The organism is Nakamurella deserti (genome assembly GCF_003260015.1).
Taxonomy (GTDB): domain Bacteria; phylum Actinomycetota; class Actinomycetes; order Mycobacteriales; family Nakamurellaceae; genus Nakamurella; species Nakamurella deserti.
The window spans coordinates 319,937-343,027 of record NZ_QCXS01000003.1 but is presented as its reverse complement, the minus strand read 5'-3'; the positions used below and the strand labels follow the sequence as shown (position 1 = coordinate 343,027).

Annotated in this window: 16 protein-coding genes; 14 read left to right on the top strand and 2 right to left on the bottom strand. The window is 72.7% G+C overall.

What is annotated here, in order from left to right:
• The first annotated feature begins 129 nt into the window (after nucleotides 1-129).
• Nucleotides 130-1,149, top strand: a complete 1,020-nt coding sequence (locus DB033_RS14800) for a flagellar basal body-associated FliL family protein (protein ID WP_111767708.1) — start codon at nucleotides 130-132, stop codon at nucleotides 1,147-1,149.
• Nucleotides 1,150-1,197: 48 nt separating this feature from the next.
• Here DB033_RS14800 and DB033_RS14795 read toward each other — a convergent pair whose 3' ends face one another.
• Nucleotides 1,198-2,802: a dolichyl-phosphate-mannose--protein mannosyltransferase gene (locus tag DB033_RS14795; RefSeq protein WP_111767707.1), complete on the bottom strand. Its 1,605-nt coding sequence runs from the start codon at nucleotides 2,800-2,802 to the stop codon at nucleotides 1,198-1,200.
• A 22-nt stretch (nucleotides 2,803-2,824) separates the two neighbouring features.
• On the opposite strand from DB033_RS14795, the gene rsmI reads away from it, so the two are divergent.
• The 12 genes from rsmI to DB033_RS14735 all read left to right on the top strand — a co-directional run bounded on the left by rsmI (nucleotide 2,825) and on the right by DB033_RS14735 (nucleotide 19,216).
• On the top strand, nucleotides 2,825-3,709 hold the full coding sequence (rsmI, locus tag DB033_RS14790; RefSeq protein ID WP_205843915.1) for a 16S rRNA (cytidine(1402)-2'-O)-methyltransferase: 885 nt from the start codon (nucleotides 2,825-2,827) through the stop codon (nucleotides 3,707-3,709).
• A gap of 42 nt (nucleotides 3,710-3,751) precedes the next feature.
• Complete coding sequence (locus DB033_RS14785; RefSeq protein ID WP_111767706.1) at nucleotides 3,752-4,225, top strand: GatB/YqeY domain-containing protein; 474 nt, start codon at nucleotides 3,752-3,754, stop codon at nucleotides 4,223-4,225.
• 97 nt (nucleotides 4,226-4,322) lie between these two features.
• Complete coding sequence (gene gndA, locus DB033_RS14780; protein WP_111767705.1) at nucleotides 4,323-5,807, top strand: NADP-dependent phosphogluconate dehydrogenase; 1,485 nt, start codon at nucleotides 4,323-4,325, stop codon at nucleotides 5,805-5,807.
• Between the two features lie 363 nt (nucleotides 5,808-6,170).
• Nucleotides 6,171-7,430 carry an acyltransferase family protein gene (locus DB033_RS14775; protein WP_111767704.1) on the top strand — a complete coding sequence of 420 codons (1,260 nt, stop codon included), beginning with the start codon at nucleotides 6,171-6,173 and terminating at the stop codon, nucleotides 7,428-7,430.
• Nucleotides 7,431-7,545: 115 nt separating this feature from the next.
• Nucleotides 7,546-9,360, top strand: coding sequence for a methionine--tRNA ligase (metG, locus tag DB033_RS14770; protein ID WP_170315562.1), 1,815 nt, complete (start codon nucleotides 7,546-7,548; stop codon nucleotides 9,358-9,360).
• A gap of 3 nt (nucleotides 9,361-9,363) precedes the next feature.
• Complete coding sequence (locus DB033_RS14765) at nucleotides 9,364-10,230, top strand: TatD family hydrolase (RefSeq protein ID WP_111767703.1); 867 nt, start codon at nucleotides 9,364-9,366, stop codon at nucleotides 10,228-10,230.
• Nucleotides 10,231-10,502: 272 nt separating this feature from the next.
• Nucleotides 10,503-11,987 (top strand): ubiquitin-like domain-containing protein, encoded by a 1,485-nt coding sequence (locus DB033_RS14760; RefSeq protein ID WP_111767702.1) that lies wholly within the window; start codon nucleotides 10,503-10,505, stop codon nucleotides 11,985-11,987.
• A gap of 344 nt (nucleotides 11,988-12,331) precedes the next feature.
• Nucleotides 12,332-13,861 (top strand): ubiquitin-like domain-containing protein, encoded by a 1,530-nt coding sequence (locus tag DB033_RS14755; RefSeq protein ID WP_111767701.1) that lies wholly within the window; start codon nucleotides 12,332-12,334, stop codon nucleotides 13,859-13,861.
• A gap of 413 nt (nucleotides 13,862-14,274) precedes the next feature.
• On the top strand, nucleotides 14,275-15,537 hold the full coding sequence (locus DB033_RS14750; protein ID WP_111767700.1) for a resuscitation-promoting factor: 1,263 nt from the start codon (nucleotides 14,275-14,277) through the stop codon (nucleotides 15,535-15,537).
• A 29-nt stretch (nucleotides 15,538-15,566) separates the two neighbouring features.
• The gene (rsmA, locus tag DB033_RS14745; protein ID WP_205843914.1) at nucleotides 15,567-16,430 is read left to right on the top strand and encodes a 16S rRNA (adenine(1518)-N(6)/adenine(1519)-N(6))-dimethyltransferase RsmA; all 864 of its coding nucleotides are present in this window, start codon (nucleotides 15,567-15,569) and stop codon (nucleotides 16,428-16,430) included.
• 8 nt (nucleotides 16,431-16,438) lie between these two features.
• Nucleotides 16,439-17,341, top strand: a complete 903-nt coding sequence (locus DB033_RS14740; RefSeq protein WP_111768331.1) for a 4-(cytidine 5'-diphospho)-2-C-methyl-D-erythritol kinase — start codon at nucleotides 16,439-16,441, stop codon at nucleotides 17,339-17,341.
• Nucleotides 17,342-17,404: 63 nt separating this feature from the next.
• Nucleotides 17,405-19,216, top strand: coding sequence for an ABC-F family ATP-binding cassette domain-containing protein (locus DB033_RS14735; protein WP_111767698.1), 1,812 nt, complete (start codon nucleotides 17,405-17,407; stop codon nucleotides 19,214-19,216).
• Nucleotides 19,217-19,471: 255 nt separating this feature from the next.
• On the opposite strand, the gene DB033_RS14730 is transcribed toward DB033_RS14735, so the two are convergent.
• The gene (locus DB033_RS14730; protein WP_111767697.1) at nucleotides 19,472-20,377 is read right to left on the bottom strand and encodes a ribokinase; all 906 of its coding nucleotides are present in this window, start codon (nucleotides 20,375-20,377) and stop codon (nucleotides 19,472-19,474) included.
• 19 nt (nucleotides 20,378-20,396) lie between these two features.
• Here DB033_RS14730 and DB033_RS14725 point away from each other — a divergent pair, with 19 nt between their 5' ends.
• Nucleotides 20,397-22,040, top strand: a complete 1,644-nt coding sequence (locus DB033_RS14725) for a fatty acyl-AMP ligase (protein WP_111767696.1) — start codon at nucleotides 20,397-20,399, stop codon at nucleotides 22,038-22,040.
• The last annotated feature ends 1,051 nt before the right edge of the window (nucleotides 22,041-23,091 follow it).

Genomic DNA, 23,091 nt, shown 5'->3' with positions numbered 1-23,091 from the left:
CGGTGTCGGTCGCCCCGGCGAGAAGTCCTCCGGTCCGGTCCCGCCGTCGCGGGAACATTCGCCGGTGCCGCCGCATCGAAGGGTGCAGTGCGGGCCGAGAGGCGGACCCGCGAGACCCGAGGACTCCCGATGACCACTCCGTGGAACACCGCCGGCACCACCACCACCGTCGGCGACGGCCGGCCGGAGACCGCCGCCCCCCAGCAGGCCTGGCAGCAGGCGCCGGCCCCGCAGCCGGCCTGGCCGCAGGCCCCGCAGTACCGGCCGGAGGCGTTCGGGCCGGCCGCCGGCGCGCCGGCCTTCGGCGTCCCGCCGTTCGGGCCGGCCGACGGTCCGTCGGCGCCCACCGCCGACCGGTCGCACGGGTTCCCGCCGCCGTCCTACGGCGCCCCGGCCTTCGGGCCCGGCGGGATGCCGCCGCAGGGACCCGGCGGCCCGGGGTTCACCGGCGGCCCCGGCTTCCCCGGCGGAGCGGCGCCGAGGAAGAACACCACCCTGATCATCAGCCTGATCGTCGCGGCGGTGCTGCTGATCGGCGGCGGCGTGACCGCGTTCGTCCTGCTCGGCCGGGACGACCCGGCCGGCCCGACCGGGCCGGGCACCGCCGCCCCGACGGCGGGACCCACGGTCGGCGCTCCGACGGCCACCACCACGAGCCGCCCGCAGGACGACCCGACGCCCACCACGTCGACCTCGGACTCGCCGGCCACCGGCCCGGCGACCACCGGGGCGCCCCCCGCCACGACCGGCCAGGACGACCCGATCGAGGACGACCCGATCGAGGACGACCCGATCGAGGACGACCCGGTCGAGAACACCGATCTGGGCGGCGGCGACATGGCCACCGCCGAAGGACTGATCGAGAACTGGCTCGGATTCGTCAACGAGGGTGACGCCGAGACCGCCTCCCAGCTGATCTGCGCGGCCGAGCAGCAGGACTTCATCGACGGCTTCGCCGGGGTGACCACCCCCGCCAACCAACTCGAGGCGGTCGACATGCAGTGGGACGGCGACACCATCGCCCTGACCCTCGGCGCGGTCGGCGACACCACGGGGGAGAGCCGGCTCGACCTGACCATGTGGCCGACCGACACCGGCTGGTTCCTCATCTGCAGCAACCCGCTGAGTGCCCAGGACCTGAACTGGTGATGCTCCGACACCGCGCGGCCGCCCTCCGGGGCGGCCGCGGCGGCGTGCTCAGCCCCAGGTGGGGAGCCAGATCCGGGCGGTCAGCTCGGCGTTGCTGATCGGGTCGCCGTTGAGGATCGGCCAGAGGAAGGCGAAGTCGGCGGCCACGACACCCACGTAGAGGCAGACGGCGGCCAACGCCAGCAGTTGCCGCTCCACCCCGGCGGTCCGCTTGGCCAGCACGTCACCCAGGACGAGCGCGATGGCCAGCACCAGGAACGGCGCCACCGGGGTCATGTAGAAGAAGTACATCTGGCGCTCGAGGTTGAAGAACCACGGCAGATACCCGGCGGCGTAGGCGGCGACCACCGCGGCGTAGCGCCAGTCCTGCCGGCCGACGATCCGCCACAGCGCCCACAGCAGCACCGGCAGCGCCAGCCACCACATCGCCGGGGTGCCGATCAGGAAGATCCGCTTCACGCAGTCCGTGGCGCCGTCACAGCCGGTCGCGTCGGCGCCGCCCTGCACGTAGTACAGCACCGGCCGGGTGCCCATCGGCCACGACCACGGCTTCGATTCCCAGGGATGCCGGTTGGCCACCACCGAAGGGGTGACCAGGTTGGCGTGGAACTTCAGCATCTGCTGCTGCCATTGCAGGAACGAGGTCACCACGTTGCCCGTGAGGTGCCGGGCCCAGGCCGTCTCGGACGCGAACCAGGCCCACCAGCTGCCGACGTAGACGATCACCGGCACCACGGCCAGCGACCAGACCGACGGCAGCAGGTCCCGGCGCAGCACCGCCCGCAGCGACCGGGAGACCCCGACCGCGCGGCGCGCGGTGATGTCCCAGACGACGACCACCACGCCGAACGCGGCGAACCAGTAGATGCCCGACCACTTCACCGCGGCCGCGCAGCCGAACATGACGCCGGCGCCGAAGCGCCACCAGCGGGCGCCCAGGGCGGGACCGGCCCAGTGGTCGGCGGTGATGCCACGGTCGCCGGCCGCGGCGGCCAGGGCGTGCAACCGGGTCCGGACCTGGTCCCGGTCGGCCACCACACAGGCGAAGCCGGCCAGGACGAACACCGCCTGGATCATGTCGAGCAGGCCGGTGCGCGACTGCACGTGGGAGACGCCGTCGCAGATCAGCAGGATGCCGGCGATGCCGCCGATGAAGGTCGAGCCGGTGAGCCGGCGGGCGACCCGGACGACCAGCGCGATGCAGACGACGCCGGCCAGGGCGGTCATGAACCGCCAGCCCACCGCGTTGTAGCCGAACAACCACTCGCCGATGGCGATGACCTGTTTGCCCAGCGGCGGGTGCACCACCAGGCCGTAACCGGGGTTGGCCTCGTAGCCGCCGTTGTTGAGCACCTCCCACGAGTTCAACGCGTAGTACTTCTCGTCGAAGATCGGGGTGCCGCCGTCGGTGCGGAAGCCCAACTGCCAGAACCGGACGATCGCGCCGATCGCGCTGATGACCACCGTCACCAGCCAGCCGCGGGTCACGTCGGGAGGCAGTCGTGGGGCGGCCGCCCGTGCCACCGGCACCGGCGGCGTCAGCGGCGGCAGCGCCCCGACCGGGACGACCGTGTCCGCCGGGTCCGGCTCGCGCGCTCCGCCCGCGGCCGGGCCGGGGTCGACCCCGGGAGGCGCCGTGGCCAGAGTGGTCATGCCCCGATCGTAGGGTGAGGCGGTGACCGACCCCGCCGTTCCCGCCGACCGCGCCGAGCCGTCCGACCGGGCCGCCGGAGCGTTGATCCTGGCCGGCACCCCGCTCGGGCGGATCAGCGACGCCTCGCCCGGGCTCGCACGTGCCCTAGCCGACGCCGACGTGATCGCCGCCGAGGACACCCGCCGGTTCCTGCGGCTGGCCGCCGACCTCGGGGTCGACCTGCACGCCAAGGTGGTGTCGTTCTACGAGTCCGTGGAGGCCGCCCGGGTGCCGGGACTGGTGGACCGGATCGCCGGCGGGCAGCGCGTCGTGCTGGTGACCGACGCGGGCATGCCGTCGGTGTCCGATCCCGGTTACACGCTGGTCGCGGCGGTCGCCGCCGCCGGGCTCGCCGTCACGAGCGTGCCGGGACCGAGCGCGGTCATCACGGCGCTGGCGCTGTCGGGGCTGCCCAGCGACCGGTTCACCTTCGAGGGCTTCCCGCCGCGCAAGACCGGTGAGCGGACCCGCGCGTTCGGTGCGCTGCGCACCGAGGCCCGGACGATGGTGTTCTTCGAGTCGGTGCACCGGATCGGTGAGTCGCTGGCCGCGATGGCGGCGGTGTTCGGCGCCGACCGGCCGGCGGCGGTCTGCCGGGAGCTGACCAAGACCCACGAGGAGGTCCGTCGCGGCCCGCTCGGCGAGCTCGCCGCGTGGGCCGCGGACGGGCTGCGGGGGGAGATCACCGTGGTCGTCGCCGGTTCGTCCGGCGCGGGTGACGCCCCGCCCGACGATGCGACGCTGCTCGCCGAGATCGCCGCCCTGGTGGCCGGCGGGAAGAGCCGCCGGGACGCCGTGGACCAGGTCGCGGCCACCTACGACCTGAACCGCCGGTCGGTCTACGCGCTGGCGACCGCCCGCCGCTGACCGGCGCCGGTCGGCGGTGCGGCGGGGTTTACGGTTGTCCGCATGAGCACGACTGTGAAGGAGCGCCTGCGCGCCGATCTGACCGCCGCGATGAAGGCCAGGGACGACCTGCGCAAGGGCACGCTGCGGATGGTGCTCGCCGCGATCACCACCGAGGAGGTGTCCGGCACCGCCGCCCGTGAACTCAGCGACGCCGAGGTGATGACCGTGCTGGCCCGCGAGCTGAAGAAGCGCAAGGAGTCCGCGGAGGCCTTCGACGGCGGCGGCCGGGCCGAGCTCGCCCAGCGGGAGCGCGCGGAGTCCGAGGTCATCGCCGGCTATCTGCCGACGCCCCTGACCGACGACGAGCTCGCCGCCGCGGTCGACGCCGCCCTCGCCGAGGTCGCCGACACCGTCGGTGGCGCCGCCACCATGAAGCAGATGGGCCAGGTCATCAAGGCCACCCAGGCCCGCACCGCCGGCCGCGCCGACGGCCGCCGGATCTCCGATGCCGTCAAGGCCGCGTTGTCGCGCTGACGCCGGCCCGCCCGGCCCGTCGTGGCCGGCTCCGTCCCCGCCCCCCGCGCCGCCCGACCCCGGGTGGCCGCCCGCCCCGAACCGGAAGTGACCCCAGATGACAGATTCTCCCGTCGGAACCGCCGAGATCGGTGTCACCGGCATGGCCGTGATGGGCTCCAACCTGGCACGCAACTTCGCCGGCAAGGGCTTCGTCACCGCCATCCACAACCGCTCGTCCGCCAAGACCCGAGCGGTCATCGAGGAGCACGGCTCCGACGGCACGTTCGTCCCCAGTGACACCGCCGAGGACTTCGTGGCCTCGCTGGCCAAGCCACGCAAGATCATCATCATGGTCAAGGCCGGGGGCCCGACCGACGCCGTCATCGACGAGCTGTCGGCGCTGCTGGAGCCGGGTGACATCCTCATCGACGGTGGCAACGCGCTGTTCGAGGACACCATCCGGCGCGAGAAGGCGGCCCGGGAGAAGGGCATCCACTTCGTCGGCTGCGGCATCTCCGGCGGCGAGGAGGGCGCGCTCAAGGGCCCGTCGATCATGCCCGGCGGCTCGGCGGAGGCCTACGCCTCGCTCGGCCCGATCCTGGAGAAGATCTCCGCGCACGTCGACGGTGACCCCTGCTGCACCCACATCGGCACCGACGGCGCGGGCCACTTCGTCAAGATGGTGCACAACGGCATCGAGTACGCCGACATGCAGCTCATCGCCGAGGCCTACGACCTGCTGCGCCGCGGCGCGGGCATGGAGCCGGCCGAGATCGCCGAGGTCTTCGCCGAGTGGAACCGCGGCGACCTGGACTCCTTCCTCATCGAGATCACCGCCGAGGTCCTCAAGCAGGTCGACGCCGAGACCGGCCTCCCGTTCGTCGACGTCGTGGTGGACGCCGCCGGCATGAAGGGCACCGGCACCTGGACGGTGCAGACCGCGCTGAGCCTCGGCATCCCGGTCACCGGCATCGCCGAATCGGTGTTCGCCCGCGGCCTGTCGTCGTCGACCAGGCAGCGCGCCGGTGCGGGCAACCTGCCCGGCCCGTCGCAGCCGTTCGACATCGGCGACCGCGCCGCGTTCGTCGAGGACGTCCGGCTGGCGCTCTACGCGTCCAAGATCGTCGCCTACGCCCAGGGCTTCGACGAGATCGTCGCCGGCGCGTCCGAGTACGGCTGGGACATCGACCGCGGGGCGGTGGCCCGCATCTGGCGTGGCGGCTGCATCATCCGGGCGCGGTTCCTCAATCGCATCACCGAGGCCTACGCCGACGACCCGGAGCTCGCGTCGCTGCTGTTCGCGCCGTTCTTCACCGACGTCGTCGCCAACGGCCAGGACTCCTGGCGACGGGTCGTCGCCGGAGCCGCCCAGGCCGGCATCCCGACGCCGGTGTTCGCCTCGTCGCTGGCCTACTACGACGGGCTGCGCACCGAGCGGCTGCCCGCGGCCCTGATCCAGGGCCAGCGCGACTTCTTCGGCGCCCACACCTACCGGCGCGTCGACAAGGAGGGCACCTTCCACACGCTGTGGTCCGGTGACCGCACCGAGGTCGAGGAGCAGGGCGCCACCCACGGCGTGAACCAGACCCCCAAGAGCTGAGCCCTGCCGCGGAGCCCCGCCCGGATCTTCTCCGGGCGGGGCCCGTGGCGTTTCCGGGCCCGTCGCGACGCCGGGTCGGGGGGAGGGCGCCGACGCGGCCGGGACGTCGGCCACCGCCGGTGGGGGCTCCGTTCCGGCGGCCGTCCGGGTGTCGGGGTCGCACGCACCGCGGCGGACAACGGGGTGAATTCCTTCGTTCGAGGGCATGAACACGCACGACGATCACGCAGTGTGATGCGCCGCATATGGCCCTGCGGATGTGAAATCCCTTAGATTTCCCGGTGAACGTCCACCTCTGTGGATCACCGACGAAGCCCCCGACGCCGTGGCGACCGTCCGTCGTTCGCCGCCCCGGGAGTCACCATGTCATCGTTCGCCGCCCGCCGTTCGGCGCTCTCCGCCGCCGTCACCCGGGTCGGGTCCGCACCCGCCCCGACCGGATCCCGCCTGCAGTGGGTCGACGCCGCCCGCGGGGTGTGCGTCGTGCTCGTCGTGCTCTACCACGTCGGACTGCTGACCTACGAGCCGTTCCGCGGCGTGATGTGGGCCCCGGCCGAGCGCGGCTGGTTCGCGGTCAACGCGCTGCTCGCGGCCATGCGGATGCCGCTGCTGCTGGCCATCTCCGGCATGCTGGCCGCTCGTCGCATCCGCGAGGGCTGGGGCCGGCCGGGAGCCGCGGTCCGCGCGGCGTCGACCTACTACCTGTACGTCGTCTGGCTGGCGGTGCACTCGGTGGTGTTCGTGCTGATCGGCGGGTCGAGCCTGCAGCAGCGCCTCGGCATCGCGCCGGCCTTCCTGATCGAGCTGGCCGTGCCGGTGCGGACGTTCCTCTGGTACATCTTCGCGCTCTCGCTGTACGTGGTGCTGTTCACGACCATCCGCCGGTTGCCCGGCCGCGTCGTGCTGCCGGTGCTGTTCGTCGGCGGGGTCGTGCTGGCCGCGTTCGAGCCGGGCGACGCGCAGTTCGTCAAGGTCGTCGTCAACTCCGTGTGGTTCGGCATCGGGGTGTACGCCGGGCCGCTGCTGGGCCGGCTGGGCGACCGCCGGCGGGTGCGGGACATCGCCGTGGCGGCGGTCGTCGGGGCCGCGCTGATCGGACTGGGCAAGCTGGGTCTGCCGCAGCCGCTGGACGCCTTCCTGGCCCAGGCCAGCGGCGTGGCGTTCATCGTCCTCGGATGCCTCACGGTGGCGACCTTCGCCCGGTGGGCGCCGTTCGCCCGCACCGCCGAGTACGTCGGGCGCCGGACCCTGCAGGTCTACGTCCTGCACATCCCGCTCTGCTACCTCATCGCCCGGTCCCTGGGCGCCGACCGGCTCCGGACGGTCCTGGCCACGCCGGTGGCGACCGTGCTGTGGCCGCTGCTGGTCACCGCGGCCCTCACCGTGCTGTCGCTGTGGCTGCGGACGGTCCTGGAGAAGGCGGGGCTCGGGGTGCTGTTCGCAATGCCCGCCGGTTGGGCCCGGCGGATCGACGCCGGTTACGCCCGACGGGACGCGCACGCCGCCGCCGGCCCCACCGCGTCCGTGGCGCCGGCCGCTGCGCCGGGCGGGTCGGGTGCGCCGCTGGTCATCCCGGCCCAGCGGTCCACCGCCGACGTCGGGCGGACCGCGCCGCGGCCCTGAGCCGGTACGCCGGGGTTCCCGGCCACCGACAGCGATCGTGCCGGCGGCGGGCGGGTCGGCCGACGCCGCCCGGGGCGGCCGGGAGCCGGACCGCAGCCCACTAACGTGGTGCCCCATGAGCTCGATACTGACCGCCGTCGCCTGGCCCTACGCGAACGGCCCCCGCCACATCGGCCACGTCTCCGGTTTCGGTGTCCCCTCCGACATCTTCAGCCGCTACCAGCGGATGGCCGGCAACGACGTGCTGATGGTGTCGGGCACCGACGAGCACGGCACCCCGATCCTGGTGCAGGCCGATCAGGAGGGCGTCAGCGCCAAGACTCTCGCCGACCGGTACAACCGGGTGATCGTGGACGACCTGCAGGGCCTCGGGCTCTCCTACGACCTGTTCACCCGCACCACCACCACCAACCACTACGCCGTGGTGCAGGAGATGTTCCGCACCGTGCACCGCAACGGCTACCTGGTGCCGCAGACCACGATGTCGGCGATCTCGCCGTCCACCGGGCGCACCCTCCCGGACCGCTACATCGAGGGCACCTGCCCGATCTGCGGCTACGCCGGCGCCCGCGGCGACCAGTGCGACAACTGCGGCAACCAGCTCGACGCCATCGACCTGATCGACCCGCGTTCCCGGATCAACGGCGAGGCCCCGAAGTTCGTCGAGAGCGAGCACTGGTTCCTGGACCTGCCGTCGCTGGCCCTGGCCCTGGGCGACTGGCTCGGCACCCGCACCGACTGGCGGCCCAACGTCCTGAAGTTCTCCACCAACCTGCTCGACGACGTCCGGCCCCGCGCGATGACCCGCGACATCGACTGGGGCATCCCGGTGCCGCTGGACGGCTGGCGCGACCGGGGCGACAAGAAGCTCTACGTCTGGTTCGACGCCGTCATCGGGTACCTGTCGGCGTCCATCGAGTGGGCCCGCCGGTTCGGCAGGGACGCCGACCAGTGGAAGCAGTACTGGGCCGACCCGGCCGCCCATCAGTACTACTTCATGGGCAAGGACAACATCACCTTCCACTCGCAGATCTGGCCGGCCGAGCTGCTCGCCCACAACGGCCGCGGCGCCCGCGGCGGGGAGCCGGGGCGCCTGGGTGCGCTGAACCTGCCGACCGAGATCGTGTCGAGTGAGTTCCTGACGATGAGCGGCTCGAAGTTCTCCACCTCGCGCCGCAACGTCATCTACGTCGGCGACTTCCTGCGCGACTTCGGCCCGGACGCGCTGCGGCACTTCATCGCCGTCGCCGGCCCGGAGAACCAGGACACCGACTTCACCTGGGACGAGTTCGTCCGGCGCACCAACTCCGAGCTGGCCAACGAGTGGGGCAACCTGGTCAACCGCTCGATCTCCATGACGCACAAGAACTTCGGCGTCATCCCGACGCCGGGCACCCGCACTGATGCGGACGCCGCGCTGCTCGCCGCCTCCGCCGAGGCGTTCGGCACCGTCGGAGATCTGTTGGCGCGCAGCCGTTTCAAGGCCGCCATCGGCGAGGCCATGCGGGTCGCGTCGCTGGCCAACAAGTACCTGTCGGAGACCGAGCCGTGGAAGCTGGGTGGCGACCCGCAGCGGCAGGGGACGGTGCTGCACACCGCGCTGCAGGTCGTGGACGACGCCAAGACGATGCTGACACCGTTCCTGCCGCACTCCTCGCAGAAGGTGTTCGCCGCGCTGGGCGGCGAGGGTGTGTGGGCGGCCCAGCCGGAGGTCGTCGAGGTCGAGGACCTCGGTGACGAGGTGGAGGGTGACATCGGGTTCCCGGCGTCGCCGTATCCGGTGATCACCGGCGACTACGCCGCTCAGCAGGCCGTCTGGGAGCGCCGCGAGATCCGGCCGGGGGTGGCGTTGTCCAAGCCGACGCCGCTGTTCCCCAAGCTCGACCCGAAGCTCGGCGAGACCGGGCCGGACTGGGCGCCGGTGGCCTGACCCGTGCTCGAACCGACCGAGTGGGTCGAGCCGCAGGAGTGGAAGCAGGTGCCCGACCCGGGGCCGCTGCGGGCGCCGGTGATCGACAACCACACCCACCTTGACGCCACCGGCTGCCGTACCGCCGACGACGTCGCCGCCGCGATGGCCCGGGCGCGGGCGGTCGGGGTGATCGCGGCGGTCACCGTCGCCGACGATCTGGCCTCCGCCCGGTGGGCGGCGGCCGCGGCGACGTGGCACCCGGACGTGTGGGCGGCGATCGGACTGCACCCCACCCGGGCCGACGTCCTCGACGAGGCCGCCCGCACCGAGCTGGCGGCGCTCGCCGCCGGACCGCGGGTGGTCGCCGTGGGGGAGACCGGGCTCGACCACTACTGGGACGCGGCCCCGCACGACGCCCAGCGCGAGGCCTTCGCCTGGCACATCGCGTTGGCCAAGGAGCTGCGGCTGCCGCTGATGATCCACGACCGCGACGCCCACGACGCGGTCTTCGACGTGCTGGCCGCCGAGGGGGCGCCGGACACGGTGGTGTTCCACTGCTTCTCCGGCGACGCCGCGATGGCCCGGTCCTGCGCCGACCGCGGGTACCTGATGTCCTTCGCCGGGCCCGTCTCCTTCCGCAACGCCCGGGATCTGCACGCCGCGGTCCGCCTCGCGCCCGTGGAGCTGTTGATGATCGAGACCGACGCGCCGTTCCTCGCGCCGCACCCGCACCGGGGCCGCAAGAACGGGCCCTACGCGCTGCCGTACACCCTCCGTGCGGTCGCGGATCTGCGCGAAGCGGACATCGACGAACTGGCCGACACTGTGACGGCCACCACGCAACGCGTCTACACCCTGAGTGATCTCCGCAGGTCAACCGCAGTTTGATCTGCGTTCATGTCGTTACAGTTCTCTTTGTTTCCGTCTCGTGACATCACTCTCACCAATCCAGGGTTGCCGCCCCGTGTAACCCCTCGTTACCGTCTTGTGATAACAGCCGGGATGGTCACGAACATCCGGGTGCGTTGGGTCCGGAATCCCTCACGGGAGACCGTCACCCACTCGGTGAGGATCACCCCCGACAGCAGCCGCGTCCACGCGGGCTGTCCGGCGTGCCCGGGCCGACGCCCTGCGACCTGCCCGGACGGTCCGTTCATTGGATGTGTCTCATTACTCACGACGACAAGAGCGCGTTCGACGGTCTCGCCTCCGAGTCCGCCGATCAGCCCACTGCCGCCACCCCGTTGACCCCCGCCCCGCGGGCCGGTTTCAGCTCCAAGCTCCGCAAGCCCTGGTTCATCGTCGCCGGTGCCGTCGTCGTGGTCGCCGCGACCGTCGGCGGTTCGCTCGTCGCGCTGACCAAGTCCGTCACCATCTCGGTCGACGGCCAGGACCGGGTCATCTCGACGCTCTCCGGCTCCGTGGACGGCGCGCTGGACGCCGCCGACATCGTCGTCGCCGAGCACGACACCCTGGCGCCCGCCGCCGACCAGCCGATCTCCGACGGCACCCGCATCGTCCTGAACAAGGGCCGGCTGCTGAACCTGACCGTGGACGGCGTCCCGACCCAGGTCTGGACCACCGCCACCACCGTCGACGAGGCGCTGTCCCAGCTCGGCCGCGACTCCGGTGACTACCAGCTCTCCGCCGACCGTGGCCGCGAGATCCCGCTGGGCGGCCTCGAGCTGAGCGCCGACACCCTGCACGCGGTGACCATCGACGACCGCGGTACCGCGACGTCCGTCGTCTCCCCGGCCCGCACCGTCGGCGACCTGCTGACCGCGCAGGGCATCACCCTGGGCGCCAACGACCGGGTCAGCCCCGCCGTCGGCGAGGCGCTCGCCGAGGGCACCGCCGTCACGGTCGTCACCCTGCCCACCGTCACTGTCACCGACGGCACCAACGCCGGCGTCCCGGTCGTCTCCGACGCCACCGACGTGGCCGGCCTGCTGGCCGCCCAGGGCATCACCCTCGGCGCCGAGGACACCGTGACCCCGGCTGCGGAGACCCCGCTGTCGGAGGGCCTGCAGGTGTCGGTCGCCCGCATCGCCACCACCCAGGTGGTGGAGGCCGCGGAGATCGCGCAGCCCGCCGACAAGAAGGTCAACGACTCGTCGCTGGCCAAGGGCACCACGAAGGTCGAGACCCAGGGGAAGCCGGGTTCCGCCGACGTCACGTTCTCCGTCACCACCACCAACGGTGTCGAGACCGCCCGCACCGAGGTCAGCCGGGTCACCACCGTCGAGCCGGTCCAGTCGGTCGTCAAGGTCGGCACCAAGACCGCCACCGCGCCGGCCGCCGCCGCCTCGCCTTCGTCCTCGTCGAGCAGCAGCGCGTCGTCCTCCGGTAGCTCGTCCGCGTCGGCTCCGGCCGCCGCCAGCACCCCGGCGCCCACCAGCTCCGGCAGCTCGGGGGTCAACTGGGACGGCATCGCCCGTTGCGAGTCGACCAACAACTGGTCGATCAACACCGGTAACGGCTACTACGGCGGCCTCCAGTTCGACAACCGCACCTGGCTGGGTGCCGGTGGCGGGCAGTACGCCCCGCGCGCCGACCTGGCCACCCGCGAGCAGCAGATCGCCGTCGCCGAGGTCCTGTACTCCCAGCGGGGCCTGTCCCCGTGGGCGTGCGGCCACGCCGGCTGACCCAGCCGTTCCGGCCCCTGAGGGCCGGTCGACAGGCGCCACCGCACTCGGCCCCCACCCGTTCCGGGTGGGGGCCGAGTCGCGTTCCGGGGCAGTCCACCGACGGGGGGCCGGTCGCGGTGGTCGCTGCGAAGGTCCGGGCAGGCACCCGTCCTCCGGGCGGCGTCTTGCCCGCGCCGTGATGCGCCCGTTATGGTTCCGTGATCAGCCGGGATGGGGAAGTCCCGGGTGCCATCCCGCAGGTCGCCCGTCGGGCGCGGTGACGTCACTGCGCCGCGGCCGGGTGGCGGCTGCGGTGGTGCGCGCCTGCCCTCGAACGGAGATCTCGACGGCAAGGACGTGATGTGACGGAGCCCGATGTGCTGGATCCCGCCGAACCCGCACCCACCGGCCCCGTCCCCTCTCCTCCCCGGCCCGCCCGTCAGCTGCTCCTGGGTCTCGCCGCCCTCGCGCTGACCGTCCTGGTCGTGGTGGCGGGAACCCTGGTCGCGCTGACCCGGACGGTCACCGTGTCCGTCGACGGCCAGCCGCGGTCGGTGACGACCCTGCGTGGCACCGTGGACGGTGTGCTCACCGCGGCCGGCCTCACGGTGGGTGAGCACGACACCGTGGCGCCGGCCACCGACACCGCCGTGGCCGAGGGCGCCACCATCGTGCTGAACCGCGGGCGACTGCTCACGTTGACCGTCGACGGGTCCGAGATCGCGCTCTGGACGACGGCCCGTACCGTCGACCAGGCGCTCGGCGAGCTGGGCCGCGACCCCGCGGACTACCAGTTGTCCGCCGACCGCTCGCGCGGCATCCCGGTCGACGGCCTCGCCGTCCGGGCCGACACCCTCTACGACGTCACCGTCGACGACCGTGGCACCGCCCGCCGGGTGTCGACCGTCGCGGCCACCGTCGCCGACGTGCTCGCGGAGTCCGGCGTCGTGCTGGGGCCGAACGACCGCGTCGATCCGGCGCTGACCGACCGGGTCGCCGCCGACACCACCGTCACCGTCATCACGCTGCCGACCGTCACCCTGACCGACGGCACCGCGGCCGCCACCCCGGTCGTCAGCGACCAGCCGACCGTGGGCAACCTGCTGGCGGCGGCCGGCGTCACCCTCGGCGCCCAGGACACCGTCTCGGTGCCGCTGGAGACGCCGCTCAGCGAGGGCCTGCAGGTCGCCATCACCCGGGTCGCCACCAGCCAGGTGACGGCGGTCGAGCCGATCGCCCAGCCCGCCGCCCAGACCGTGGACGACGCCGCCCTGACCAAGGGCACCAGCAAGATCACCCAGCAGGGCCGCGCCGGCGAAGCCACCGTCGTCTACGACGTCGTCACCACCAACGGCGTGGAGACGGCGCGCACCGAGGTGTCGCGGACGGTCACCGTCGAGCCCCTGGCCACGGTGACGCACCGGGGGACCAAGGCACCGGCCCCGGCACCGGCACCGGCACCGGCCCCGGCACCGGCACCGGCACCGGCACCGGCACCGGCACCGGCACCGGCCCCGGCCCCGGCTCCGGCGGCCGCCGCACCCGCGGCGACGCCCGCACCGGCCGCTGCCCCGGCGCCCGCGGCCCCATCGGCCGCACCGGCGCCGGCACCGGCCCCGTCGTACTCGGGCGGGAAGGTCCTGTTCAACGACTTCGAGTTCGGCGTCAACTGGGACGGCCTGGCGAAGTGCGAGTCGGGCAACAATCCGCGGGCGATCAACCCCAGCGGCAAGTACACCGGGTTGTTCCAGTTCGACGACCGCACCTGGCAGGGCACCGGCGGCTCCGGACGGGCGTACGACGCCTCACCGGAGGAGCAGCTGATGCGGGCGAAGATCCTGTACCAGGCGCGCGGGCTGCAGCCCTGGGCCTGCGCGTACGCCGCGCGCTGACGTTCCCGGCGGCCCCATCCGGTGTGGGGGTGGCGGACTCTCGCCGACCGCCCCACCGGAACCGGTGCCGGCCACCCGGTTTTGGCCCGGTCACGCGTCGACCCGTTCGGCGGACGGGCCTCTCGCCGGCAACGACGCAGGGTGACCACGGCCCGCACGGAGTCACCCGACCTGTGCGTTCGCTCATACATGCAGCCGCATGATGGCGGATCCGTTCACCCTCCGTTATTGTTCTGTGATAACCGCCGGGATGGGGAAGTCCCAGACGGTGCCTGTTCCCGAGTCCGATCCGCCACCTCTGTGGACCGTGTGCGCCGCCGGCTGTCGAGCCCGGCGCGTCCCGTCGTGGTGATCATGTCGCTCGTCTGAGGCATCGGTGCCCCCTGCCCGGAACCAGCAAGAACTGGAGCACCGTGAGCCTGCACGAGCCGACGACGCGCGACGACGATCCGACGGCACCCGCCACCGGGAGCGCTGCCGACGCCTCCGCCACCGGCACTGTCGGCACAGCGAGCGCCGCGAGCACCGCCGGTACCCCGGCCCCCCGCCGCAGCTGGAAGCGGCCATTCGTCGCGGCGGCCGCCACCGTGGTGCTGGCCGGTGCCGCGGTCGGCGGCACCCTGGTGTCGATGACCAAATCCGTGACGGTGACCGTCGACGGGCAGACCACCCAGGTCAGCACCCTGTCCGGATCCGTCGCGGGCGCCCTCGAGGCGGCCGGCGTGACCGCCGGCGACCACGACGTGCTGGCCCCCGCGGCCGACGCCGCGATCACCGACGGCAGCCAGATCTCGCTCAACCGCGGGCGGCTGCTCACGCTGACCGTCGACGGGCAGAGCCGCGAGGTGTGGACGACGGCGCGCACCGTCGACGAGGCACTGGCCCAGCTCGGTCAGGACAGCGCCGACTACGCACTGTCGGCCGACCGTGGCCGCGACATCCCGCTGGAGGGGTTCGCGCTGGATGCCGCCACCCTGCACACCGCCACCGTGACCGACGGCACCGGCGAGGCCGTCACGGTCGCCACCCCGGCGACCACCGTCGCCGACCTGCTGACCGCGCAGGGCATCACCCTCAACGACCAGGACACCGTCACCCCGGCCCTGGACACCCCGGTCACCGACGGCACGGCCGTCGCGGTCACCCGCACCGTCGTCAGCACCGTCGTCGAGGACGAGCAGATCCCGCAGCCGGCCGACGTCACCGTCGAGGACCCGAACCTGGACCGCGGCACCACCGCCGTCACCGTGCAGGGTGCTCCCGGCACCGCCGCCGTCAGCTACCAGGTCACCACCGTCAACGGCCGGCAGACTGCCAGGACCGAGGTCGGCCGGACCACCACGGTCGAGCCGGTCGCCGGTCAGATCGCCGTCGGCACCAGGACGAGCCTGACCTGGGTCGGCAACCAGGTGTTCTTCAACGACACCGAGTTCGGCGTCAACTGGGACGGCCTCGCCTTCTGCGAGTCCACGCACAACCCGAAGGCCGTCAACGCCTACCCGTCGCGCGGCCTGCCCACCTACGGGCTCTTCCAGTTCGACCTGCCGACCTGGCAGTCCGTCGGTGGCAGCGGTAACCCGGTCGACGCCACGCCCGAGGAGCAGATCATGCGGGCCAAGCTGCTGTTCCAGTCCCGCGGCCTGGAGCCGTGGGCATGCCGGGAAGCCGCCAAGTAGGCGGTCGTATCCGTGCCAGGATGAAAGACATGACTTCCCCGGGCGGCACCGAGCAGATCTCCCTGCTCGGTGCCGCCCGGATCCGTCAGTTGGCCGCCGAGCTGGACCTGCGGCCGACCAAGACGCTCGGGCAGAACTTCGTGCACGACGCGAACACGGTGCGCCGCATCGTGGCCGCCGCCGCCCTGCGTCCCGACGACCACGTGCTCGAGGTCGGCCCCGGACTCGGGTCGCTGACCCTCGGTCTGCTCGAGCAGGTCGAGCGCGTCACCGTCGTCGAGATCGATCCGCGGCTCGCCGGCCTGTTGCCGCGGACCGTCGCCGAGCAGGCACCCGACCGGGCCGACCGGCTCACCGTGGTCTGCGCCGACGCGCTCACGGTCGGCCGGGCCGAGGTGGGCGAGCCGACCGCGCTGGTGGCGAACCTGCCCTACAACGTGTCGGTCCCGGTGCTGCTGCACCTGCTCGCCGAGCTGCCCAGCCTGCGCCGGGTGCTGGTGATGGTGCAGGCCGAGGTCGCCGACCGGCTGGCCGCCGGTCCGGGGTCACGGACCTACGGGGTGCCCTCGGTCAAGGCGGCCTGGTACGGCACGGTGAAGCGGGCCGGGTCCATCGGCCGCAACGTGTTCTGGCCCGAACCCAACGTCGACTCCGCCCTCGTCGCCATCGACCGGCACCCGACCGCCACCGTCGGCGACCGGGACGCCGTCTTCAGCATCGTCGACCACGCCTTCGCGCAACGCCGCAAGATGTTGCGCTCCGCACTGGCCTCCTGGGCCGGATCCGGCGCCGCCGCCGAGGAGCTGCTCGCCCGGGCCGGGGTCGACCCCACCCGTCGCGGTGAGACGTTGGACGTGGCCGGCTATCTCGCGATCGCCGGAGCCGTGCGGTGATCGGCGCCCTGCCCAGCGCCACCGTCCGGGTCCGGGTACCGGCGAAGATCAACCTGCACCTGGGGGTCGGGGATCTGCGCGACGACGGCTACCACGAGCTGGTCACGATCTTCCAGGCCGTCAGTCTGTACGACGAGCTGTCGCTGACGCCGGCCGACGAGCTGTCCGTGGTCACCCGCGGAGCTCCCGGCGTGCCCGAGGGCGCGGCCAACCTGGCCGGCCGGGCGGTGCTGCTGCTCGCCGAGCACGCCGGGCGGCACCCCGGGGTGCGGGTCGAGATCAGCAAGCAGATCCCGGTGGCCGGGGGCATGGCCGGCGGCAGCGCCGACGCCGCTGCCGCCCTGCTGGGCTGCGCGCACCTGTGGCACCTGGACCTGCCCCGGTCGACGCTCGTCGCGCTGGCCGCGGAGCTCGGCAGCGACGTCCCGTTCGCGCTCACCGGCGGCACCGCGATCGGCACCGGCCGCGGCGAGCAGATCGCGCCGGTACTGACCCGGCATCAATGGCACTGGGTGCTGGCCATCGCCGGCGACGGGCTGTCCACCCCCGCGGTGTTCGGCGAACTGGACCGGCTCCGTGAGCAGTCACCCGGCCCGCGTGTCGGACCCGTCGAGGACGTGCTGGCCGCGCTGGCGCGGCCTGACGCCGCAGCACTCGGGGAGGCGCTCGGCAACGACATGCAGGCGGCCGCCATCTCGCTGCAGCCCTCGTTGCGCCGGGTGCTGTACGCCGGGACCGCCGAAGGCGCACTGCACTGCCTGGTCAGCGGTTCCGGGCCCACGGTGGCCATGTTGTGCGCCGACGCCGACCACGCCGCGGACGTCGCCGCCCGGGTCGCCGGGCTCGGGGTCTGCCGCACCGTGCGGGTGGTCAACGGGCCGGTCCCCGGCGCGCGGGTGCTCGGCGCCTGACGCCGTACCGCCCCACCCCGACACTTTTCGAGCACGGCACGACGGAGAAGGACTGACGTACAGATGGCCAACTTGGTGAACCTGGAGGGTGTGACGGTCGTCGTCGGCCACCGCAACCTGCTGGAGAAGATCTCGCTCGGCGTCCAGAGCGGCGACCGCATCGGCGTTCTCGGGCTGAACGGATCGGGGAAGTCGACCCTGCTGTCGGTCCTCGCCGGCGTCCGCGAGCCGGAGGCGGGCCGGGTGGCCACCGGCCGCGGTACCCGCGTCGCCGTGGTCAGCCAGAAGTCGGAGCTGGCGCCCGGTCTCACGGTGCGCGACATCGCGCTCGGCGACTTCGGCGGTGACGACTCCGCCGATCACCACTGGGCCTCCGACTCGTCCGTGCGGTCCATCCTGGACGGTCTGGGCCTGGGCAACATCGGCCTGGACACGTTGGTGGACAACCTGTCCGGTGGGGAGCGACGCCGGGTCGCGCTGGCCGCCGCCCTGGTCACCGACGCCGACCTGCTGATCCTGGACGAGCCGACCAACCACCTCGACATCGAGGGCGTGGCCTGGCTCGCCGCGCACCTGGTCGCCCACCGCGGCGCCGTCGTCGTCGTCACCCACGATCGCTGGTTCCTCGACGCCGTGGCCACCCTGACCTGGGAGGTCGTCGACGGCGAGGTGTTCATCCGCGAGGGTGGCTACAGCGACTGGGTGTTCGCCCGCGCCGAGCGGCTCCGGCTGGCCGGGGCGGCCGAGGAGCGCCGGCAGAACCTGGCGCGCAAGGAGCTCGCGTGGCTGCGCCGCGGTGCGCCGGCGCGGACCTCGAAACCGCGGTACCGGATCGAGGCGGCCGAGGCGCTGATCGCCGACGTCCCCGAACCGCGGGACACCGTGCAGCTGTCCGCGTTCGCCCGCAAGCGGCTCGGTCGCGACGTGCTCGACATCGAGGACGTCACCGCCAAGGTGGTGGCGACCGACCGCACGGACCGGATCCTGCTGGACCACGTGACCTGGCGGATCGGGGCCGGCGACCGGCTCGGCATCGTGGGAGTCAACGGTTCCGGCAAGACGACCCTGCTTAAGGTGCTGCTGGGCGAGTACCCCCTCGTCAGCGGCACCGTCAAGCGGGGGCAGACGGTGAGCCTGGGCTACCTGTCCCAGGACGTCACCGAGCTGCCCGGCAACCTGCGACTGCTGGAGGCGGTCACCGAGGTGGCCCGGGTGATCAACCTCGGCGGCAAGGACATGACCGCCGGTCAGCTGTGCGAGCGGTTCGGGTTCGGCACGCAGCAGCAGTGGACGTACGTCAAGGAACTGTCCGGTGGCGAGCGGCGGCGGCTGCAGCTGCTGCGGATCCTGATGAGCGAGCCCAACGTGCTCATCCTCGACGAGCCGACCAACGACCTGGACACCGACACCCTGCAGTCGCTGGAGGACCTCCTCGACTCCTGGGCCGGCACGCTCATCGTGGTGTCCCACGACCGGTACCTGATCGAGCGGGTCTGCGACAACGTGGTGGCGCTGTTCGGCGACGGCAGGATCACCCAGGTCATCGGCGGGGTGCCGGAGTACCTGCAGCGCCGGGCGGCAGCGTTGGCAGCCGCGCCGAAGCCGGCGGCCGGAGCGGTCGGCAAGCCCGGTCCGGCGGCTCCCGCCGGCCCGGCGGTGGACCGGCGGCTGGCCCGCAAGGAGCTGCAGAAGCTCGAGAAGCGGCTGGAATCGCTCGACCGCAAGGAGCGCGAGCTGCACACCGCGCTCGCCGGAGTCGGAACCGACTACACGAAGGCCGCCGACCTCGACGCCCAGCTCGCCACCGTCCGCAGCGACAAGGACGAGGTCGAGCTCGAGTGGATGGCCGTCGCCGAGCAACTCGAAGAAGCCTGAGTCCTCGGGTTCCGGACCCCGGCCGTCTCCGGGCGCGCCCCCTGGTCGCAGCCGCGCCCCGTGACGTCCTCGCACGTGGCCGGAGTCGCCACGATGCCGGCGTCGGGGGTGTGGGCGGCGACGACCGGTTCCGGTCGTCCGGCTCCTCGCCGGCGTGCTGCCGACCCGGCCGTGTGCCGCCGGCCAGGTCCCTGCGTCGCTTCCGGCGCGACGCCGCCGACGGGATCCCGTGCCGGTAGCCCGGATGGGTCGCGCTCAGTAAGTGCGGGCGACGAGCTCCTCGATCGCCTGGCGGGTCGGCGACGAGACGCTCGCCCCGGGCGTCGTGGTGGCGAGCGCCCCGGCCGCGCAGGCGAACTGCAGTGCCTCCAACGGCCGTCGGCCTTCGACCCACGCCACCGCGAGCGCTCCGGTGAACGCGTCGCCGGCGCCCGTGGTGTCCACCGCCTCGACCTCCGGCGCGGGGACGGTGAACACCTCGCCGTCGGGCCCGCGGTAGCGCGCGCCGTGACGCCCGAGGGTGGTCACGACGTGGAAGACGTCGTCGACGGCGTCGGCACCCACCTCGGCCGCCTCGTGCTCGTTGAGCACCAGCACCGTCGTGTTGCTCAACAGCGCCCAGCTCAGCGGCTGCATCGGGGAAGGGTTCAGCAGGAACGGTTTTCCGGCCGCCGCGGCGACCGCCCCGGCGTGCACCACCGTGCTGAGCGGGATCTCCAGCTGGCAGACGACGATCGACGCGTCGGTCAGCAACTGCTGCTCGGCGACGGTGAGCTCGGCCATCGCGGCGTTGGCGCCGGGCACCACGACGATGGAGTTCTCCGCTGCGTCGTCCACCGTGATCGCCGCGATCCCACTGGGCCCGTCGACGGTCCGCAGGGCGGCGGTGTCGACGCCGTTCCCGCCCAGATTGGCGGCGAGCTGCCCGCCGAAGGCGTCGTCGCCGACGGCCCCGACGAACCGGACCCGGCCGCCCGACCGGGCGGCGGCGATGGCCTGGTTCGCGCCCTTCCCGCCGCACACCGTCTGGAACGTCCGCCCCAGCAACGTCTGGCCGGGCCGGGGCAGCGTCGGCGTGGTGACCACGAGGTCCATGTTGACCGAACCGAGGACGACGATCGCCGCGTCGCCGGAGGCCGCGGAGGTGCCGGGGTCTGTCATGGACACATACTCTGCCATCATGACCGCATTCGTCACCGCGCTCGGTGCCGCTGCCCGTTCGGCGGCCTGCCTGATCACCGGTGAACCCACCGCCCCCGTCCGGACCCCCTGGTCGGACGTCCACGCCGCCGCCCGCCGGGGCGCCGCCCGGTTGACCGACGCCGGGCTGCGGCCCGGGGGCACCGTCGCGGTGCTCGCCGCCGCCCCCGCCGAAGTCGCCCCGCTGGTCCAGGCCGCCTGGTGGGCGGGAGCGTCGGTGACGATGCTGCACCAGCCGACCGCCCGCACCGATCCCGCGCATTTCGCCGCCGAGACCGCCCAGGTGCTCGGGGTGATCGGGGCGCACCACGTGCTGCTCGGCGCGCAGTACGCGTCCTTCGACACCCGGCTGCGGGCCGCGGGTATCGGTGTGCACCACGCGGCGGAGCTGACCGCCGACGGCGATGAGCTCACCGAAGCCGTTGCCGTGGGCGAGGACTCGACGCTGCTGCTGCAGCTGACGTCGGGTTCGACCGCCACCCCCAAGGCGGTGCGCATCTCGCACGGCAACGCCTGGAACAACCTCAACGCGATGCGGGAGCGGGCCGAGATCGTGCCCGGCTCCTCGGTGATGGTCAGCTGGCTGCCGCTGTTCCACGACATGGGGATGGTCGGATTCCTGACGCTGCCGATGGTGTTCGGCGTCGACGTGGTGACGGTGACGCCGACCGACTTCCTGCGGTCACCGCTGCTGTGGTTCGAGCTGGTCACCCGTTACGGCGGAACCCACACCGCCGCACCGAATTTCGCGTACGCGCTCGCGGCGCGTGCGCTGCAGCGTGCGGAGGGACTGGACCTGTCGACGCTGCGATTCGCGCTCAACGGGGCCGAGCCGATCGACGTGACGGCGGTGCGGGCGTTCCTGGCCGCGGGGGAGCGGTTCGGGCTGCCCGCCACCGCGATGGTGCCGGCGTACGGGATGGCCGAGACCACGCTCGGTGTCAGCATCCAGCACACCGGAAGACCCTTCGCCGTCGACGTTCTCGACGCGGTGGCGCTGGAGGAGGAGCGGGTGGCCCGGCCGCCGGCCGACGCCGACGCGGCGGTGCGGGAGTTCCCGCGGTTGGGTGAGCCGCTGGCCGACATCCAGATCCAGGTCCGCGACGACAGCGGCACCGTCCTGGCCGACGGCGGGGTCGGCACCCTGTACATCCGTGGGCCCGCGGTGACCGACCGCTACCTGACGGTGGACGGCGACGTCGCCACCCAGGGTCCCGACGGCTGGCTGGACACCGGCGATGTCGGCTACCTCGTCGACGGCGAGGTGGTGGTGTGCGGCCGGGTGAAGGACGTCATCATCATGGGCGGCCGCAACATCTACCCGACCGACATCGAGCGGGTGGCGACCTCGGTCGAGGGGGTGCGCGCAGGGAACGCCATCGCGGTGCGCTGGACGGCGTCCGGCGGGCGGGAGTCGTTCGTGGTGGCGTGCGAGTCCCGGCAGGCCGACGACCCCGAGCAGGTCGCGCGGATCGTGCAGCAGGTGCGTTCGGCGGTCACCGCGGCGATCGGCGTGCGGCCCGCGCAGGTGCTCGTCCTGCCGGTCGGGTCCATCCCGAAGACGCCGTCCGGGAAGCTCAAGCGGTCGGCGGCCCGGCAGCTGCTGGAGCAGCGGGCCGGCTGAGCACGCGTCCCCGTCCGACGGCGTGCCGGCTTCTTCGCGACCGTTGTGTCGTCTTCGCGACGGTTCCGGGTGCCTGGAGTGGTCGCTGAGTGGCTGAACTTGTCGCGGAGTGGGTGGTGCCGGCCCAACAGGTCGTCTCCGCACCGACGGTGTCCCTGGCGCACCAGCTGCAGCGGGTGCGTCACTGACCAACCTGGTGCAGAGGTGCGCCAGGCCTCTTCGCGACCGTGGTGTCGTGTTCGCGACGGTTCCGGTTGCCTGGAGTGGTCGCTCAGTGGCTGAACTTGTCGCGGAGTGGGTGGTGCCGGCCCATCAGGTCGTCTCCGCACCGACGGTGTCCGTGGCGCACCAGTTGGAGCTGATGTGTCACTCGTGAACTCGGCGCGGAGGTGTGGCGTGCGTCTTCGCGACCGTTGTGTCGTCTTCGCGACCGCTTCGGCTGCCGGGACTGGTCGCTGAGTGGCTGGACTCGTCGCGGAGTGGCGTGCGTCTTCGCGACCGTTGTGTTGTCTGCGCGACGGTTCCGGCTGCCTGGATTGGTCGCTGAGTGGCTGAACTCGTCGCGGAGTGGGTGGTGCCGGCCCAACAGGTCGTCTCCGCACCGACGGTGTCCCTGGCGCACCAGCTGCAGCGGGTGCGTCACTGACCAACCCGGTGCGGAGGTGCGTCGGGCCCCTTCGCGACCGAGGTGTCGTCTTCGCGACGGTTCCGGCTGCCTGGAGTGGTCGCGAAATGGCTGAACTCGTCGCGGAGCGGGTGGTGCGGCCCAACAGGTCGTCTCCGCACCGACGGTGTCCCTGGCGCACCAGCTGCAGCGGGTGCGTCACTGACCAACCCGGTGCGGAGGTGCGTCGGGCCTCTTCGCGACCGTTGTGTCGTGTTCGCGACGGTTCCGGTTGCCTGGAGTGGTCGCTCAGTGGCTGGACTCGTCGCGGAGTGGGTGGTGCCGGCCCGACAGGTCGTCTCCGCACCGACGGTGTCCCCGGCGCACCAGCTGCAGCAGGCGCATCGCTCGTGAACTTGGTGGGGTAGTGCGACAGACAACTTCGCG